Raw genomic sequence first — 15,651 nt, forward strand, 5'->3', positions numbered from 1 at the left:
TCAGTCGCCGTAGATATCGGACTTGAAGTACTGCGCGGAAATCTTCTGGTACTCGCCATTGGCGCGGATGCCGTCGATGGCCGCATTCAACTCACTGACCAACGCGCTATTGCCCTTGCGCACCGCAATGCCGGCGCCCTCGCCCACGTATTTCGGGTCTTTGAGTTCCGGCCCGACAAACGCATAACCCTGGCCTCGCGGCAGCGACAGGAAGTCACTCAGGGGGATGGTGTCGGCAAAGATCGCATCCAGGCGCCCCGCCGCCAGGTCCATGTAGATTTCTTCGTTATTGCTGTAGCGCTTGACGTTGATGCCCTTGGGTTCGAACACCTCGGTGGCATACCGGTCGGTAGTCGTGGCCCGCTGCACGCCGACGGTCTTGCCTTTGAGGCTGGCGTACTGGTCGTCCACCACCGCGCCGTCCTTCATCACCAGACGCGATGAGGTGAAGTAATACTTGTGGGTGAAATCCACCGACTTCTTGCGGTCTTCGTTGATGGTCATGGACGACAAGGCCATGTCGATTTTCTTCACTTTCAGCGAAGGAATCAGCCCATCGAACTCGCCTTCGACCCACACACACTTGACTTTCATCTGCGCGCACAAGGCGTTGCCGATGTCATAGTCGAACCCGACGATTGTGCCTTCCTGGGTCTTCGATGCGAACGGCGGGTAAGCCGCCTCGATGCCGATGCGCAGGGTTTTCTCGGCGGCCAGGGCGTGGCCGCAAGCGAACAGGCTCAGGGCCAGGGCGGTGATGAGGGAGCGTTTCTTCATGGTCGTGGTCTCGCAAGTTATTGTCGATTTGGCAAGATTGAAGAAAAAGTCAGGCAGGTTTTTTGTACTTATAAATCCATAATGGACTTTAGCGTATTTTCCGTCAATCGCTTCCAGGCAATCCACGCACGGGGCTCAGGTGCAGGGGGAATCGGCTTCGGCGTGAGCGGATGGCGGGATCAGCGAAGCCAGGTATTCGCCAAACCCGCCCTGGCACTTGTAGTCCCGACGCGCGCTGGTAATCACCGGAATGGTGGCCGTCCAGGCGATCCGCGCGCCGGTCCGTTCAAGGTCGGCCACCAGGCGGACGTCTTCATCGGCGGCCAGGTGCTGAAACCCACCGGCGGTGCGATAGGCCTCGGCACTCAACCCAAGGTTTGCCCCATGGATGTGGCGATGGTTTTCGATGAATCGGTAGCGCTCCAGGTATTGCGCACGCACCCGTTCGCCGTGCTCGTTCCAGCTGTCGACCTCGACGGTGCCGCACACCGCGTCAGCGCCAAACCCGAGCTGGCGCACCAGCCAATCCTGGGGAACCCGCGTGTCTGCATCCGTGAAGGCAAGCCACTGCACGCCGCGCTTGAGCAACGTCTCGGCGCCGACGGCTCTGGCCTTGCCCACATTCTGAAAACGCACGTCGAGTGTCGCCGCACCGTGGGCCGCCGCCAACGCGTCGGTGCGGTCGGAGCAGTCATCCAGAACCACGAGTATCTCAACCGGGCGGCCGTCAAGCGCGGGATGTTCACTGGCGAGCCGCACAGAAGCGAGGCACTCGCTGATCTGCCGCTCTTCATTATGGGCGGGTATCACGACTCCTATCATTGGCGTTGCCTCAGTTGGCGAAGTATGTCCAGCTATCGACATAGCGCTGAGGCAGAAGGTTTAAACAATCTTGTGCCGCCGCCTGACGACGCGCATCGTTGCCGCCGTGCCTCCCCAAAAAATTCGCACGAATGGCTTGCCTTCGCCTCATAGAGTGGTGACGCTTAGGTATTTGGGTAACCGTCAAAGGGCAAGGCGCATGCATCGAGTCACCACGAGCCGTTTTTTCACCGGGCTGTTCGCCCTGCTGATGCTGTGCGCTACGTTGCCCAGCCTCGCGCAGGCTGCGCCTTCGCCGATCAGCGACCCGCGCAGTGTGCCGCTGCTGGCTGAGGACGCCAGTGTGCAAGACCTCAACGACCAACTCGACCTGATCCGCCAGAAAGTCACGGGCAGCGCCAACGACGACCTGCTCTCGACCTTGCGCCAGGCCGCCTTGCAGGTGCAAAAACAGGCCGACACCCTGGCCGCCAAACAAATCCTCGATCTTGAACACCTGGATGACCAGCTCAACGTGCTTGGCCCGGTACAGGTCAATGAGCCTCCCAGCCTGACCCAACAACGCAGCGCATTGACCCGGCAGAAGAACACCCTGCTCAACGAGCAGCGCCAGGCCAGCAGCCTGAGCCAATCCGCCAGCGACATGGCCGCGCAGATCTTCAGCCTGCGCCGCAGCCTCTTCGACTCACAGATCAGCACCCGCTCGGCGAGCCCGATCAGCGTAGTGTTCTGGTCCAACATCATCCGCCCGACCGACGACGATCTCAGCCGTTTACGCGGCCTGTACGCCGATGTACGCAGCGTGACGGACACCGCCGTGGCGCCGGGAAACCGCTGGTTTTTCGTGAGCATGCTGTTCAGTGCGCTGCTGGTCTGGGTGACGGGACGACGGGTGTTGGAGCACACGCTGGTCCGGCTGACGGTGCGCTGGATCCCCGAAGGCCGCCTGCGTCGCAGTGCCCTGGCGCTGGCGGTGGGGCTGGCCACCGTGCTGACCATCAGCCTGGCCGCCACGCTGCTGCGCTGGGGCGTGCTACGCGACACCGTGCCCAGCGCCGACATGCTCACGCTGCTCGATCAATTGCAGACCCTGGTGGTGTTCTGCGCCTTCATTGTCGGCCTCGGTCGCGCCCTGTTGATGCGCGCGCATCCGTCCTGGCGCCTGCCCCAGATCCCCGACCAGATCGCCGTCGCCCTGGGTCCCTTCCCCGTGCTGATGGGCCTGGCCTTGATGCTGATCGGCACCCAGGAACGCATCAACAGCGTCATCGCCAGCAGCCTGGCACTGACCGCGGCGGTGAACGGCCTGACCGCGCTGGCCATCGCGCTGGTGTTCTTCTTCGGCCTGCTGCGTTACCGCCGCACCCGCCGCCGATACGCGCTTGAACGCATGAGCGGCATCGCCGGGCTGATTCCGTTTGTCGCCGGGACCTGGATCGGGATCGCCCTGCTGGCGCTGTTGAGCGGCTACCTGACCCTGGCTTACTTCCTCACCGTCAAACTGCTGTGGATGAGCGTGGTCGCGGCGACGGCTTATCTGCTGATCGCCTGCTTCGGCGACCTCTGCGAGACCCTGCTCTCGCCGAAACAGCCTGGCGGCCTGGCGCTCGGCTCGGCCTTGGGCCTGTCCGAACGCCACCAGGCACAGGCCAGCACGATACTCGCGGGCGTGGGCCGCACCCTGCTGATGTTCACCGCGGTTCTGTTGGCGTTCCTGCCCTCCGGCTCCAGCCCGGGCGAGCTGCTGGCGGGCCTGACGCAACTCGACCTGGGCAGCAAGCCGCTGGGCAACCTGAACATCGCGCCCGGCGATATTCTGCTGGCCCTTGTCCTGCTCGCGATCGGCCTGTTCGGCGTGCGCGTGCTCAAGAACTGGCTCGGCGAACGGCTGCTGCCGGAAACCAACATGGACGCCGGCATGCGCGCCTCGCTGGTGACCCTGGTGGGTTACATCGGCTTCGTGCTGGTCGCGGTGGTGGTGATGTCCACGCTGAATATCAGCCTGACCAACTTGACCTGGGTGGTCAGTGCGCTGTCGGTGGGCATCGGTTTCGGCCTGCAGGCGATCGTGCAGAACTTCATCTCCGGCCTGATCCTGCTCACCGAACGCCCGGTCAAAGTCGGCGATTGGGTCAGCCTCGCGGGCGTCGAAGGCGATATCCGCCGCATCAACGTGCGCGCCACGGAAATCCAGATGTCCGATCGTTCAACGGTGATCGTGCCCAACTCGCAGTTCATCACCCAGAACGTGCGCAACGTGACCATGGGCAATGCGCTGGGCGTGGTCGGCATCACCCTGACCCTGCCGCTGGAAACCGATGTGCTGCAGATCCGCGAACTGCTGTTGACGGCATTCACCGAACACGAAGACGTGCTGGACACGCCGGCGCCGTCGGTGACGTTCAAGGACCTGACCGCCAACGGATTGGTCATCGGCGTCAGCGGTTACGTCAACAGCCCGCGCTCGGTGGGAACAGCCCGCAGCGACCTGCTGTTCACCGTCCTCGGGCGCCTGCGCGAACTCGGCGTGGCGCTGTCATCGCCGCAGAGTATGGTGCTGATCAATGAGGCGGCGGAAAAAGCCTCGCCGGCCGATTAGAGCGCCACACAACCAAGCATCAGCACTCCGCCAATTGCGCCCTGATTTTTTCCACCACGCCCTGCATGGCCGGCAGATAGCGGCGGGCGGCTTCCTCAACTGACATCGCCTTGGCGATGTAGACCAGATTCAGGCAGCCCATCACCCGCTCCTCGTGCCTGATCGGAATCGCAATCGCAGCGATTTTACGCTCAAGGCCCCAGTGGGAATTGTTTTCGCCGTAGCCCTTGCCGAGGGTGTGCTCGACCAACCGATCGACAAAGCCGCGATCCGCCGCCAGCGCCGACTGTTCATCGTCGCGGCTGATCAACAACTCGATCAGCTCTTCGCGCTCGGCCGGTGGGCAGAACGCGAAGTACGCGCGCCCGATGGCGGTCATGAGCAAGGGTAAACGCCGGCCGACCATGGAGCGGTGAAACGACAGGCGACTGAAGCGATGCGTGGTCTCGCGTATCACCATGGCGTCGCCGTCCAGCGTACACAGGTCGGTGGGCCAGACCACTTGTTGCAGCAGCTCGCCCAGCAGCGGTGCGGCAATCGACGAAATCCATTGCTCGTCGCGAAACCCCTCGCTCAGTTCACGGACTTTCAGCGTCAGGCGATAGCTGTCATCCGACTCGCTGCGGCGCACATAACCCTCGGCCTGCAAGGTCTCCAGCAGCCGGCGAACCGTGGTCCGGTGCAGCCCGCTTTGCTCGGCCAACTGCGCCGTACTGGCCCCGCCATCGAAACGATTCAAGCCATTGATCAGGGCCAAACCCCGCATCAGCCCACGAACGGCTTTGTATTCTGTTTCGCTCATGGACGCTCCATTATCGTTTCAAATCAACGCTGTGCACCTGGTGCACACTAGCAGGGGTTTTCGTTGTCCACCAGCCTCGTGATTTCCATACTGCGCCCCACAAGAAATCCAAAAACGCTGTACGGAGATACCCATGAGTCTTGCACCCGCTCCTTCCACATTGGAGCTGACCGCCGACGTTGCCATCGTCGGCGCCGGCCCTGTCGGCTTGATGATCGCCAATTACCTGGGACAACGTGGCGTGAACGTCACCTTGGTGGAAAAGCTCGACACCCTGATCGACTACCCCCGCGCCATCGGCCTGGACGATGAAAGCCTGCGCACATTCCAGGCCGTCGGTCTGGCGGACAAGGTGCTGCCGCATACCACGCCTTGGCACGCCATGCGTTTCCTGACGCCCAAGGGTCGCTGCTTTGCCGATATCCAACCGAAAACCGACGAGTTCGGCTGGTCCCGCCGCAACGCGTTCATTCAACCTTTGGCCGACCGCGTGCTGTTCGACGGCCTGCAGCGCTTCAGCAACGTCAAGGTACTGTTCAGTCGCGAGCTAGACAGCTTTGAACAAAGCGACAGCGCGGTGGTGCTCAACCTCAAGGATCAGCATGGCCGCAGCGAACGCCTGAATGCCCGTTACCTGATCGGTTGCGACGGTGGCAACAGCCTGGTGCGGCGCAGCCTGGACATCAGTTTCGAAGGCAAGACCGCGCCCAATCAGTGGATCGTGGTCGACATCGCCAACGACCCGCTGGCCACGCCCCATGTCTATCTGTGCTGCGACCCGGTGCGTCCTTACGTGTCCGCCGCCCTGCCCCACGGCGTGCGTCGTTTCGAGTTCATGGTGATGCCCGGCGAAACCGAGACCGAGCTGAGCAAGCCCGAGAACCTGCGCAAGCTGCTGAGCAAAGTCTTGCCCAACCCCGACCGCATCGAGCTGATCCGCAGCCGCGTCTATACCCATAACGCGCGTCTGGCCGGGCGGTTCCGCCAGGGCCGGGTGCTGCTGGCCGGCGATGCCGCGCACATCATGCCGGTATGGCAAGGCCAGGGTTACAACAGCGGCATGCGCGATGCCTTGAACCTGGCGTGGAAACTCGCGCTGGTGATCAAGGGCCTGGCCGCCGACAGCCTGCTCGACAGCTACGAACAGGAACGCCGCGACCACGCCAAGGCGATGATCAACCTCTCCGTACTCGCCGGCCACGTATTGGCGCCGCCGAAACGCTGGCAAGGCACCCTGCGCGATGGGGTGTCGTGGTTGCTCAACTACCTGCCGCCGGTCAAGCGCTACTTCGTCGAAATGCGCTTCAAACCGATGCCGCAATACACCCGGGGCGCGTTGATCGTGCCGACTGCAAAAGGCTCGCCGGTGGGCAAGATGTTCATTCAGCCAAAGGTCTTGACCGACGCCGGCACCACCGTGCTGCTGGACGAAGTGATTGGCGACAACTTTGCGATCATCGCCTGGGGCTGCGATCCGACCTGGGGCCTGTCGGCCACGCAAATCGCCCATTGGAAAGCCCTGGGCACGCGCTTCATCCAAGTGTTGCCGGACGTCCAGCTCCGAGTCCCGAGCGATGCCGGCCAAGACGTGATCCGCGTGGGTGACAGCAGCGGGCGCTTGAAAGAATGGTTCGCGCTCGGCACCTCGTCCATCGCCCTGGTGCGTCCGGACCGCTTCCTCGCCGGCCTGGCCATCCCGCAAACCGTCGGCCAGGCCTGCGATGACCTGGCCCGGGCGCTCAAAGCCGTGCCACCGACCTCGGCGAACGCTGTTGTCAGCAAGGTCGCGTGACATGAGCGCCTTTGTGCATTGTTTGTCTCATACGCCGTTGGTGGGCTACGTCGATCCGGCGCCGCAGGTATTGGCTGAAGTCGACGGCGTGATCGACGCCGCGCGCGAGCGCATCGCCCGCTTCGACCCGCAGCTGGTGGTGCTGTTCGCTCCCGACCATTACAACGGCTTTTTCTACGACGTGATGCCGGCCTTTTGCATCGGCATGGCGGCCCACGCGATTGGCGATTTCGACACCGCCGCCGGCCCGCTCGACGTGCCCAAAGCGCTGGCCGAATCCTGCGCCCAGGCGGTGCTGGATGCCGGTGTCGATGCCGCGGTGTCGTATCGAATGCAGGTCGACCATGGGTTCGCGCAACCGTTGGAACTGTTGCTCGGCGGCTTGCAGCGCTGCCCGGTGATTCCGGTGTTTATCAACTCGGTGGCGGTGCCGCTGCCGAGTTTCAAACGCGCCCGACTGTTGGGTGAAGCGATTGGCCAATGGGCCAAAGCGCTGGATAAACGTGTGTTGTTCCTGGCCTCCGGTGGCTTGTCCCATCAGCCACCGGTACCGGAACTGGCCAAGGTCGACGCGCGCATGGCTGACCGTCTGATGGGCAGCGGGCGTCAGCTCCCCGCCGATGAACGACAGGCCCGCCAGAACCGGGTGATTCAAGCCGCCCGCGCTTTCGTCGAAGACCCGAACAGCCTGCACCCGCTGAACCCGGCCTGGGATCAGCAGTTTCTCGACAGCCTCGAACAGGGCCGCATGCGCGACCTCGACAGCTTGGGCAATGACGCGTTGTCGGCGCTGGCCGGCAAGTCGACCCACGAAGTCAAAACCTGGGTCGCCGCCTTCGCTGCCCTGAGTGCCTTCGGCCCGTATCAGACCGAAGGCCGCTACTACCGCCCGATTCCCGAGTGGATCGCAGGTTTCGGTGCGCTTGGCGCACAGCCGCTGCCCCCTCACCCATGAATTCAAGGAACACTGCCATGACTGCCACTGCTTTCAGTGAAGCCTCCACCAGCCGCTTTGCCCGTATCAAGGAAGGCGACCTGGACCTGCAACTGCACTACAACGACCTTGGCGAAGGCGCCGACACCGTGGTCATGCTGCACGGCTCCGGGCCGGGCGCGAGCGGCTGGGCCAACTTCAATCGCAATATCGAGCCGCTGGTGAATGCCGGTTTTCGCGTGATCCTGATGGATTGCCCCGGCTGGAGCAAAAGCGACACGATCGTCAGCGAAGGCTCGCGCTCGAACCTCAATGCCCAAGCGCTCAAGGGCCTGCTCGATGTGCTGGGGCTGGAGCGCGTGCACATCATCGGCAATTCGATGGGGGCCCACAGCACCGTCGCCTTCGCCCTGGAATACCCTGAGCGGATCGGCAAGCTGATCCTGATGGGCGGCGGCACCGGCGGCCCGAGTGCCTTCGTGCCGCAGCCCACCGAAGGCATCAAGCTGATCGGCGCGCTGTACCGCGACCCGACCATCGAGAACCTGAAGAAGATGATGAATGTCTTCGTTTTCGACGCCAGCGGCCTCACCGACGAGCTGTTCCAGACCCGCCTGGACAACATCCTGTCGCGCCGCGATCACCTGGACAACTTCGTCAAGAGCAGCACGCTCAACCCCAAGCAATTTCCGGATTTCAGCCACCGCCTGCACGAAATCAGCGCCGACACCCTGCTCGTCTGGGGCCGCGAGGACCGCTTCGTGCCGATGGACACCGGCTTGCGCCTGCTGGCCGGCCTGCCCCGGGCGCAGTTGCATGTGTTCAACCGTTGCGGCCACTGGGCGCAGTGGGAACACGCCGAGAAGTTCAACCGCATGGTCCTGGACTTCCTGACCCACTGATCATCGAGGCTGACATGACGCTGACTCAAGACACCCTGCAACAACTCGCCGCCGACCTGCGCCAGGCCGAAGACCACGGCGAAGCCATCGGGCCGCTGCGCGAGCGGATCGGTGCAGACAACGCCGCCGCCGCGTATGCCATCCAGCGCCTCAACGTCGACCACGGCGTGGCCAACGGGCGCCGCGTAGTCGGGCGCAAGATCGGCCTGACCAACCCCAAGGTCCAGGCCCAGCTGGGCGTGGACCAGCCGGACTTCGGCACCCTGTTTGCCGACATGTGCTACGGCGACAACGCCACCGTGCCGAGCGGCCGCGTACTGCAACCGAAGATCGAGGCTGAAATCGCGCTGATCCTCGAACGCGACCTGCCCCGCGCCGACACCACATTCGCCGACGTGATGGCGGCCACCGGCTGGGTCGTGCCGGCCCTGGAAATCGTCGGCAGTCGCATCCAGGGCTGGAACATCCGCTTCGTCGATACCGTGGCTGACAACGCGTCCAGCGGCTGCTTCGTACTCGGTGGCCCGGCTCGACGTCTCGATGGGCTCGACCTGCGCCAGGCCAGCATGCGGATGACCCGCAACGCTGAAGAAGTGTCCAGCGGCAGTGGCGCCGAATGCCTTGGTCACCCGCTCAATGCGGCGGTCTGGCTGGCCTGCGCCATGGCGCGCCTGGGCGATCCGCTGCGCGCCGGCGACATCATTCTCACCGGCGCGCTGGGGCCGATGGTGGCGGTCGCTGCCGGTGATCGGTTCGAGGCCGAGATCGACGGCATCGGCCGGGTCGGCGTGAACTTCTCGGTAGACAGTCGCGCCGAGTAATCGGCGACTTGCGTGCATATGAGGCAATAACAATGAATAAACTCAAAGTCGCCATCATCGGTTCCGGCAACATCGGCACCGACCTGATGATCAAGATCCTGCGCAACGCCAAACATCTGGAAATGGCGGTCATGGTCGGCATCGACCCGGCCTCCGACGGCCTCGCTCGCGCCCAGCGCATGGGCGTGGCTACCACCCACGAAGGCGTCGAAGGCCTGACCCGCATGGACGTGTTCCAGCACATCGATTTCGTCTTCGATGCCACCTCGGCCGGCGCGCATGTGCAGAACGATGCGTTCCTGCGCGCGATCAAGCCCGGCATCCGCCTGATCGACCTGACACCGGCAGCCATCGGCCCGTACTGCGTGCCGGTGGTGAACCTGGAGCAGAACCTCGATCAGCTCAACGTCAACATGGTCACCTGCGGCGGCCAGGCGACTATCCCGATGGTCGCCGCAGTGTCGCGCGTGGCCAAGGTGCATTACGCCGAAATCGTCGCCTCGATCGCGAGTAAATCCGCCGGGCCCGGCACCCGCGCCAACATCGACGAATTCACCGAAACCACCTCCAAGGCCATCGAAGTGATCGGCGGCGCGGCCAAGGGCAAGGCGATCATCGTGATGAACCCGGCCGAGCCGCCGTTGATCATGCGCGACACGGTGTTTGTGCTGTCCGAAGCGGCGGATCAGGCGCTGGTCGAAGCCTCCATCGTCGAAATGGCGGCCGCCGTGCAGGCTTATGTGCCGGGCTATCGCCTCAAGCAAAACGTGCAGTTCGACGTGATCCCGGCAGATGCGCCGCTGAACATTCCTGGCCTGGGCAAATTCTCCGGCCTGAAAACCTCGGTGTTCCTCGAAGTCGAAGGCGCCGCCCATTACCTGCCAGCCTACGCCGGCAACCTCGACATCATGACCTCCGCAGCCTTGGCTACCGCCGAGCGCATGGCGCAGTCGATGCAACAGGCCTGAGGAGAGCGACATGAACGGTAAGAAAATCTACATCTCCGACGTGACCCTGCGCGACGGCAGCCATGCGGTGCGTCATCAGTATTCGCTGCAAAACGTGCAGGACATCGCCCGTGCCCTGGACAAGGCCAAGGTCGACTCGATCGAAGTCGCCCACGGCGACGGCCTGCAAGGTTCGAGCTTCAACTACGGCTTTGCCGCGCACACCGACCTGGAATGGATCGAAGCCGCCGCCGACGTGATCAGCCACGCCAAGATCACCACGCTGTTGCTGCCCGGCATCGGCACTGTGCATGACCTCAAGGCGGCCTACAACGCCGGTGCCCGCGTGGTGCGGATCGCCACCCATTGCACCGAGGCCGACGTCTCCAGACAGCACATCGAATACGCCCGCGAACTGGGCATGGACACCGTCGGTTTCCTGATGATGAGCCACATGATCCCGGCCGAGCAGCTCGCCGCCCAGGCCAAGCTGATGGAAAGCTACGGCGCGACCTGCGTGTACATGGCCGACTCCGGCGGCGCGATGAACATGCAGGACATCCGCGATCGCTTCCGTGCGTTCAAGGCCGTGCTCAAGCCGGAAACCGAAACCGGCATGCACGCCCACCACAACCTCTCGCTCGGCGTGGCCAACTCGATCACCGCGGTCGAGGAAGGCTGCGACCGCATCGACGCCAGCCTCGCCGGCATGGGCGCCGGGGCCGGCAACGCGCCGCTGGAAGTGTTCATCGCCGCCGCCGAACGCCTGGGCTGGAACCACGGCACCGACCTCTACACCTTGATGGACGCAGCGGACGACATCGTGCGGCCGTTGCAGGACCGGCCGGTGCGGGTCGACCGCGAGTCCCTGGCGCTGGGGTATGCCGGGGTCTATTCGAGCTTCCTGCGCCATGCCGAAATCGCTGCGGCCAAGTACGGTTTGAAGACCGTGGACATCCTCGTCGAGCTGGGCAAACGCCGCATGGTCGGCGGCCAGGAAGACATGATCGTCGACGTCGCGCTGGACCTGCTCAAACGCTGAACCGTGCATCCCCCCGTCCGGTCGCCCACGCAGCGGCCGGACGGTTTTGCTGTGCCCATTACAACAATAAAACGGGTATTTCCCATGACATCGCTAAACGTGCTGACACCGTTGTACATGGCGCGGACCATCGGTCTGTGCTTCCTCGTCGCCCTGATGGAAGGCCTCGACCTGCAAGCCTCGGGCATCGCCGCCCAAGGCATGGCGGCAGCGTTCCAACTGGACAAACTACACATGGGCTGGGTCTTCAGCGCCGGCATTTTCGGCCTGCTGCCCGGAGCGTTTCTCGGCGGTTTGCTGGCTGATCGCATTGGCCGCAAACGGGTGTTGATGGCCTCGGTGGCCCTATTCGGATTGTTCTCGCTGATCACGACCATGGCCTGGGACTTCAACAGCCTGCTGGTTGCGCGCTGCCTCACAGGCGTCGGCCTGGGCGCGGCACTGCCTAACCTGATCGCACTGACCAGTGAAGTGGCTGGCCCGCGCCTGCGTGGCAGCGCCGTGAGCCTGATGTATTGCGGCGTGCCCCTGGGCGCGGCGCTGGCGGCCAGCATTGGCATCGCGCAACTGGCCGGCGGCTGGCAAGTGGTGTTCTACGTCGGCGGTATCGTGCCGTTGCTGATCGTGCCGCTGCTGGGGGTTTATCTGCCGGAATCCGCGGCGTTTCGCAGCGTGCGCGACGCCGCGCCGATCAGTGTGGCCAGCGGGCTGTTCCGCGGGGGCGCGGCATGGCCGACCGTGATGATCTGGGTCAGCTACTTCTTTACGCTCATGGTGGTTTACATCCTGATCAACTGGCTGCCGAGCCTGTTGGTCGGCCAAGGCTTCAGCGGTTCTCAGGCCAGCTGGGTGATGCTCGCGCTGCAATTTGGCGCGGCGGCCGGCACGTTGTTGCTGGGCTGGGTCATGGATCGCCTGCCGGCCTGGGCGTTGTCGGCGCTGATTTACCTCGGCATCCTCGCGTCACTGACTGCGCTGGGCATGGCCACCCAATGGCACAGCATGCTGGCGGCCGGCTTCGTCGCTGGGTTCTTCGCCACGGGCGGGCAATGTGTGCTGTATGCCTTGGCCCCGCATTTCTATCGTCCGTCAATTCGCGCCACGGGCGTCGGCAGCGCCGTCGCCATTGGCCGGTTGGGTGCGATGAGCGGCCCGTTGGTGGCCGGCAAGATGCTCGCACTGGGCACGGGCACCACGGGCGTGATGATGGCCTCGGCACCCGGCATTGTCATCGCCGCGCTGGCGATGTTTTACCTGTCGGTACGCCGCAACCGCTGCCCGGCTGACTGAGCGCCAATCCGTACTCGCCTTCCGCGCCACGATGGCGCGGGGCTTACCCCTACAACAATAAAAGTGAACACTGCCATGCTCAGGAACTTCTTTCGGGGCGTCAGCGCCTGCACCTGCGTTTTTTTCGTAGACCAGGCCTGCGCCGCCGGTTTTGTCGACGACAGCCAGGCTGATCTGGTGATACGCAACTATTACTTCGATCGCAATTACGTGAACGCCACGCCGCAGGCGGCTGCCCGCGAGTGGGCGCAGGGCTTCATTCTCAACATGCGTTCGGGCTATACCGAAGGGCCTGTCGGCTTCGGCCTGGACGCCCAGGGTTTGCTGGGCGCACGTCTGGACTCCTCGCCCGCACGCACGGGCACCGGCCTGCTACCGTACAACCACCAGACCCGTGAACCGGCCAGCGAATATTCGGAGCTGGGCCTGACCGCCAAGGCCCGGGCCTCGAAGAGCGAGTTGCAACTGGGGACCATCAGCACGTTTCTGCCAATCGCCTTCGCCAGCCCTACCCGCCTGCTGCCGCAGACCTTCCGCGGCACGTACCTCAAGTCCCAGGAGATCGACAACCTGACCCTGCACGTCGGCTGGCTCGACCGCATCAACCTGCGCGACGCCACCCACTACCAGAAAATGTCGGTAGCCTCGCCCAACGGCCGCTTCAATGGCGCCGCCGAATCCGACCGTTTTACCTTCCTCGGCGGCGACTATGCCTGGTCGCCGCAACTGACGCTCAAGTACTACCACGCCGAACTGGCTGACCTTTATCGCAAGGATTTCTACGGTTTCGTCGACAATCGCCCGATGGGCCCCGGCCGCCTGAAAAGCGACGTGCGCCTGTTCGTCACCGGTGAAAACGGTGCCGCCAAGGCCGGCCCCGTGGACAATCGCAACGCCGCCCTGATGCTGACGTACAGCCTGGGCGCGCACAAATTCGGCGCCGGCTACATGCAACTGACCGGCAAGACCGCCATGCCTTACCTGTTCGGCACCGAGCCGTTGGTCATCACCGAAGGCACGCTGAGCTCGGAGTTCCTCAACCCCAAGGAGCGCAGTTGGCAGGTGCGCTATGACTACAACTTTGCCGCGCTGGGCTTGCCCGGGCTCAATGGCATGCTGCGTTACGTCAGCGGCGACAATATTGAGTTACCCAAACTGGGCGGCAGCAACCTGAAGGAAAGCGAAAAAGATATCGAACTGAACTATGTGCTTCAGAGCACACCCCTTAAAGGCCTGAATCTGCGCGTGCGCAACGCATGGTACCGCAATGATTTCGCCGCCCAGGCCAGCCATCGGGATGACAATGAGCTACGGGTGAATGTCGATTACACCTGGAAGCTATGGTGAATGACCGCCCAGTGATTCACCTGGGCTGGGCGGGTCGTTCAAATGTGGCCGTCGCATAGGCCTTCTGGAGCAACACAAACCCGGCCTCGGGCCGGGTTGCCCCGCGTCGCGGCCAGGTGCTCATCGGGGCGCCCCAACCTGTTCCTTTCTAATAGCCAAACACTGACTTTGTTTCCAGGTACTCCTCAAACCCGAACACCCCCCATTCCCGCCCGTTTCCGGACTGTTTGTAGCCGCCAAAAGGCGCGTCCTGGTCGGCCTTGCAACCATTGAGATGGACCATGCCGGTACGCAACTGTCGAGCGATAGCCCTGGCGCGTTCGCGGTCCGACGAGGTGACGTACCCCGACAGCCCGTACACGCTGTCGTTGGCGATCCGCACCGCCTGCTCCTCGCTGTCATACGGAATGATCGCCAGGACCGGGCCGAACACTTCTTCGCGAGCGATGCTCATGTGCGGCTCGACATCGGCAAAAATCGTCGGTTTGACGTAGAACCCTGTCGTCACGCCGTCTGGGCGCCCTGTTCCACCGGCCACCAGCAACGCGCCTTCGCACAGCGCCTGCTCGATCAACTGCTGGACCCGATTGAACTGCATGACGTTGGCCACCGGCCCGATGGCCGTGGCAGGCCGGCTATCATCGAAACACACCTGGGCCGCCACCTCGCAGGCGATTGCGACCGCCTGGGCATGCAACGCCCGCGGCACCAACATGCGGGTCGGTGCATTGCACGACTGGCCGCTGTTGCGCATGCAACCCAACACCCCATGGCGCACCGCGCTGGGCAGATCGGCATCGTCGAGCAGGATATTGGCCGACTTGCCGCCCAGTTCCTGGGCGACTCGCTTGACCGTATCCGCCGCCGCCTTGGCCACTGCGATACCCGCCCGCGTCGAGCCGGTGAACGAGATCATGTCGATATCGGCATGCTGCGACAGCGCCGTGCCGACACCCGGACCGTCGCCATTGACCACGTTGAACACCCCCTGGGGCACGCCGGCCTCGTGCAGAATCTCGGCAAAAATCAGCGCCGACAGCGGCGCGCGCTCACTGGGCTTGAGCACCACCGTGCAGCCGACGGCCAGCGCCGGGGCGACTTTGCAGGTGAGCTGGTTGAGCGGCCAATTCCAGGGGGTGATCAGGCCACACACGCCAATCGGCTCACGCATCACCCGCGAGCTTCCCAGCATTGTTTCGAACGGGTAGCGCTTCAACACCTCCAGGGCCCGCACCAGATGGCCCAGCCCCGCCGGCACATGGGCCGTTCTGGCGAGTGACAGCGGCGCGCCCATTTCCTGATGCACCGCAAGAGCCAACGCCTCACTGCGCCGCTGATAGCCGTCGATGATCCTCTCGAGCAGTTCGATACGCTGCTCGGGCGTGGTCGCGGAGAAACTCGCGAATGCCGCTTTGGCCGCCGCCACCGCACGGTTCACGTCGCGTTCGTTGCCCAGGATGATCCGCGCAACCACCTGCTCGCTGGACGGATCGATCACGGCTTCGATCACCTGGCTATCGGGCCTGACCCAGGCCCCGTCGATGTAAAAATCCAATAGATCCGTCATAACCGCTCC

13 protein-coding genes are annotated in these 15,651 nt (G+C 63.6%); 9 read left to right on the forward strand and 4 right to left on the reverse strand.

Annotation, left to right across the window (positions count from 1 at the left end; all coding sequences use genetic code 11):
- Both ACVWZP_RS09230 and ACVWZP_RS09235 read right to left on the reverse strand, forming a co-directional pair.
- On the reverse strand, positions 1-777 hold the full coding sequence (locus tag ACVWZP_RS09230) for an ABC transporter substrate-binding protein (RefSeq protein ID WP_017847914.1): 777 nt from the start codon (positions 775-777) through the stop codon (positions 1-3).
- A 135-nt stretch (positions 778-912) separates the two neighbouring features.
- Positions 913-1,599 (reverse strand): glycosyltransferase, encoded by a 687-nt coding sequence (locus ACVWZP_RS09235; RefSeq protein WP_046383938.1) that lies wholly within the window; start codon positions 1,597-1,599, stop codon positions 913-915.
- Positions 1,600-1,798: 199 nt separating this feature from the next.
- Between ACVWZP_RS09235 and ACVWZP_RS09240 the strand changes: the two genes are divergently transcribed.
- Positions 1,799-4,198 carry a DUF3772 domain-containing protein gene (locus tag ACVWZP_RS09240; protein WP_177029954.1) on the forward strand — a complete coding sequence of 800 codons (2,400 nt, stop codon included), beginning with the start codon at positions 1,799-1,801 and terminating at the stop codon, positions 4,196-4,198.
- Between the two features lie 19 nt (positions 4,199-4,217).
- On the opposite strand, the gene ACVWZP_RS09245 is transcribed toward ACVWZP_RS09240, so the two are convergent.
- Complete coding sequence (locus ACVWZP_RS09245; RefSeq protein WP_457369691.1) at positions 4,218-5,000, reverse strand: DNA-binding transcriptional regulator; 783 nt, start codon at positions 4,998-5,000, stop codon at positions 4,218-4,220.
- A gap of 133 nt (positions 5,001-5,133) precedes the next feature.
- On the opposite strand from ACVWZP_RS09245, the gene ACVWZP_RS09250 reads away from it, so the two are divergent.
- The 8 genes from ACVWZP_RS09250 (at position 5,134) to ACVWZP_RS09285 (ending at position 14,075) form a co-directional block, all read left to right on the forward strand.
- Entirely contained in the window at positions 5,134-6,792 is a 1,659-nt protein-coding gene (locus ACVWZP_RS09250; protein WP_057005927.1) for a bifunctional 3-(3-hydroxy-phenyl)propionate/3-hydroxycinnamic acid hydroxylase, read from the forward strand.
- 1 nt (position 6,793) lies between these two features.
- On the forward strand, positions 6,794-7,747 hold the full coding sequence (gene mhpB, locus ACVWZP_RS09255) for a 3-carboxyethylcatechol 2,3-dioxygenase (protein ID WP_046484029.1): 954 nt from the start codon (positions 6,794-6,796) through the stop codon (positions 7,745-7,747).
- 17 nt (positions 7,748-7,764) lie between these two features.
- Positions 7,765-8,628, forward strand: coding sequence for an alpha/beta fold hydrolase (locus tag ACVWZP_RS09260; RefSeq protein ID WP_017847920.1), 864 nt, complete (start codon positions 7,765-7,767; stop codon positions 8,626-8,628).
- Positions 8,629-8,642: 14 nt separating this feature from the next.
- On the forward strand, positions 8,643-9,449 hold the full coding sequence (gene mhpD, locus ACVWZP_RS09265; RefSeq protein ID WP_079443509.1) for a 2-keto-4-pentenoate hydratase: 807 nt from the start codon (positions 8,643-8,645) through the stop codon (positions 9,447-9,449).
- A gap of 32 nt (positions 9,450-9,481) precedes the next feature.
- Positions 9,482-10,417, forward strand: a complete 936-nt coding sequence (locus tag ACVWZP_RS09270; protein ID WP_090234805.1) for an acetaldehyde dehydrogenase (acetylating) — start codon at positions 9,482-9,484, stop codon at positions 10,415-10,417.
- A gap of 10 nt (positions 10,418-10,427) precedes the next feature.
- Positions 10,428-11,438 carry a 4-hydroxy-2-oxovalerate aldolase gene (dmpG, locus tag ACVWZP_RS09275; protein WP_017847923.1) on the forward strand — a complete coding sequence of 337 codons (1,011 nt, stop codon included), beginning with the start codon at positions 10,428-10,430 and terminating at the stop codon, positions 11,436-11,438.
- Between the two features lie 84 nt (positions 11,439-11,522).
- Positions 11,523-12,728, forward strand: a complete 1,206-nt coding sequence (mhpT, locus tag ACVWZP_RS09280) for a 3-(3-hydroxy-phenyl)propionate transporter MhpT (protein ID WP_457369692.1) — start codon at positions 11,523-11,525, stop codon at positions 12,726-12,728.
- A 75-nt stretch (positions 12,729-12,803) separates the two neighbouring features.
- Complete coding sequence (locus ACVWZP_RS09285) at positions 12,804-14,075, forward strand: OprD family porin (protein WP_079443506.1); 1,272 nt, start codon at positions 12,804-12,806, stop codon at positions 14,073-14,075.
- A gap of 148 nt (positions 14,076-14,223) precedes the next feature.
- Here the strand turns inward: ACVWZP_RS09285 and ACVWZP_RS09290 are convergent, their stop codons facing one another.
- Positions 14,224-15,642: an aldehyde dehydrogenase family protein gene (locus tag ACVWZP_RS09290; protein WP_057005588.1), complete on the reverse strand. Its 1,419-nt coding sequence runs from the start codon at positions 15,640-15,642 to the stop codon at positions 14,224-14,226.
- Between the last annotated feature and the right edge of the window lie 9 nt (positions 15,643-15,651).

This window comes from Pseudomonas sp. TE36184 (assembly GCF_054060055.1).

Bases quoted from the DNA above. Each gene is read 5' to 3' on its own strand.
- ACVWZP_RS09230 (WP_017847914.1), bottom strand. From the start codon at position 777: ATGAAGAAACGCTCCCTCATCACCGCCCTGGCCCTGAGCCTGTTCGCT.
- ACVWZP_RS09235 (WP_046383938.1), bottom strand. From the start codon at position 1,599: ATGATAGGAGTCGTGATACCCGCCCATAATGAAGAGCGGCAGATCAGC.
- ACVWZP_RS09240 (WP_177029954.1), top strand. From the start codon at position 1,799: ATGCATCGAGTCACCACGAGCCGTTTTTTCACCGGGCTGTTCGCCCTG.
- ACVWZP_RS09245 (WP_457369691.1), bottom strand. From the start codon at position 5,000: ATGAGCGAAACAGAATACAAAGCCGTTCGTGGGCTGATGCGGGGTTTG.
- ACVWZP_RS09250 (WP_057005927.1), top strand. From the start codon at position 5,134: ATGAGTCTTGCACCCGCTCCTTCCACATTGGAGCTGACCGCCGACGTT.
- mhpB (WP_046484029.1), top strand. From the start codon at position 6,794: ATGAGCGCCTTTGTGCATTGTTTGTCTCATACGCCGTTGGTGGGCTAC.
- ACVWZP_RS09260 (WP_017847920.1), top strand. From the start codon at position 7,765: ATGACTGCCACTGCTTTCAGTGAAGCCTCCACCAGCCGCTTTGCCCGT.
- mhpD (WP_079443509.1), top strand. From the start codon at position 8,643: ATGACGCTGACTCAAGACACCCTGCAACAACTCGCCGCCGACCTGCGC.
- ACVWZP_RS09270 (WP_090234805.1), top strand. From the start codon at position 9,482: ATGAATAAACTCAAAGTCGCCATCATCGGTTCCGGCAACATCGGCACC.
- dmpG (WP_017847923.1), top strand. From the start codon at position 10,428: ATGAACGGTAAGAAAATCTACATCTCCGACGTGACCCTGCGCGACGGC.
- mhpT (WP_457369692.1), top strand. From the start codon at position 11,523: ATGACATCGCTAAACGTGCTGACACCGTTGTACATGGCGCGGACCATC.
- ACVWZP_RS09285 (WP_079443506.1), top strand. From the start codon at position 12,804: ATGCTCAGGAACTTCTTTCGGGGCGTCAGCGCCTGCACCTGCGTTTTT.
- ACVWZP_RS09290 (WP_057005588.1), bottom strand. From the start codon at position 15,642: ATGACGGATCTATTGGATTTTTACATCGACGGGGCCTGGGTCAGGCCC.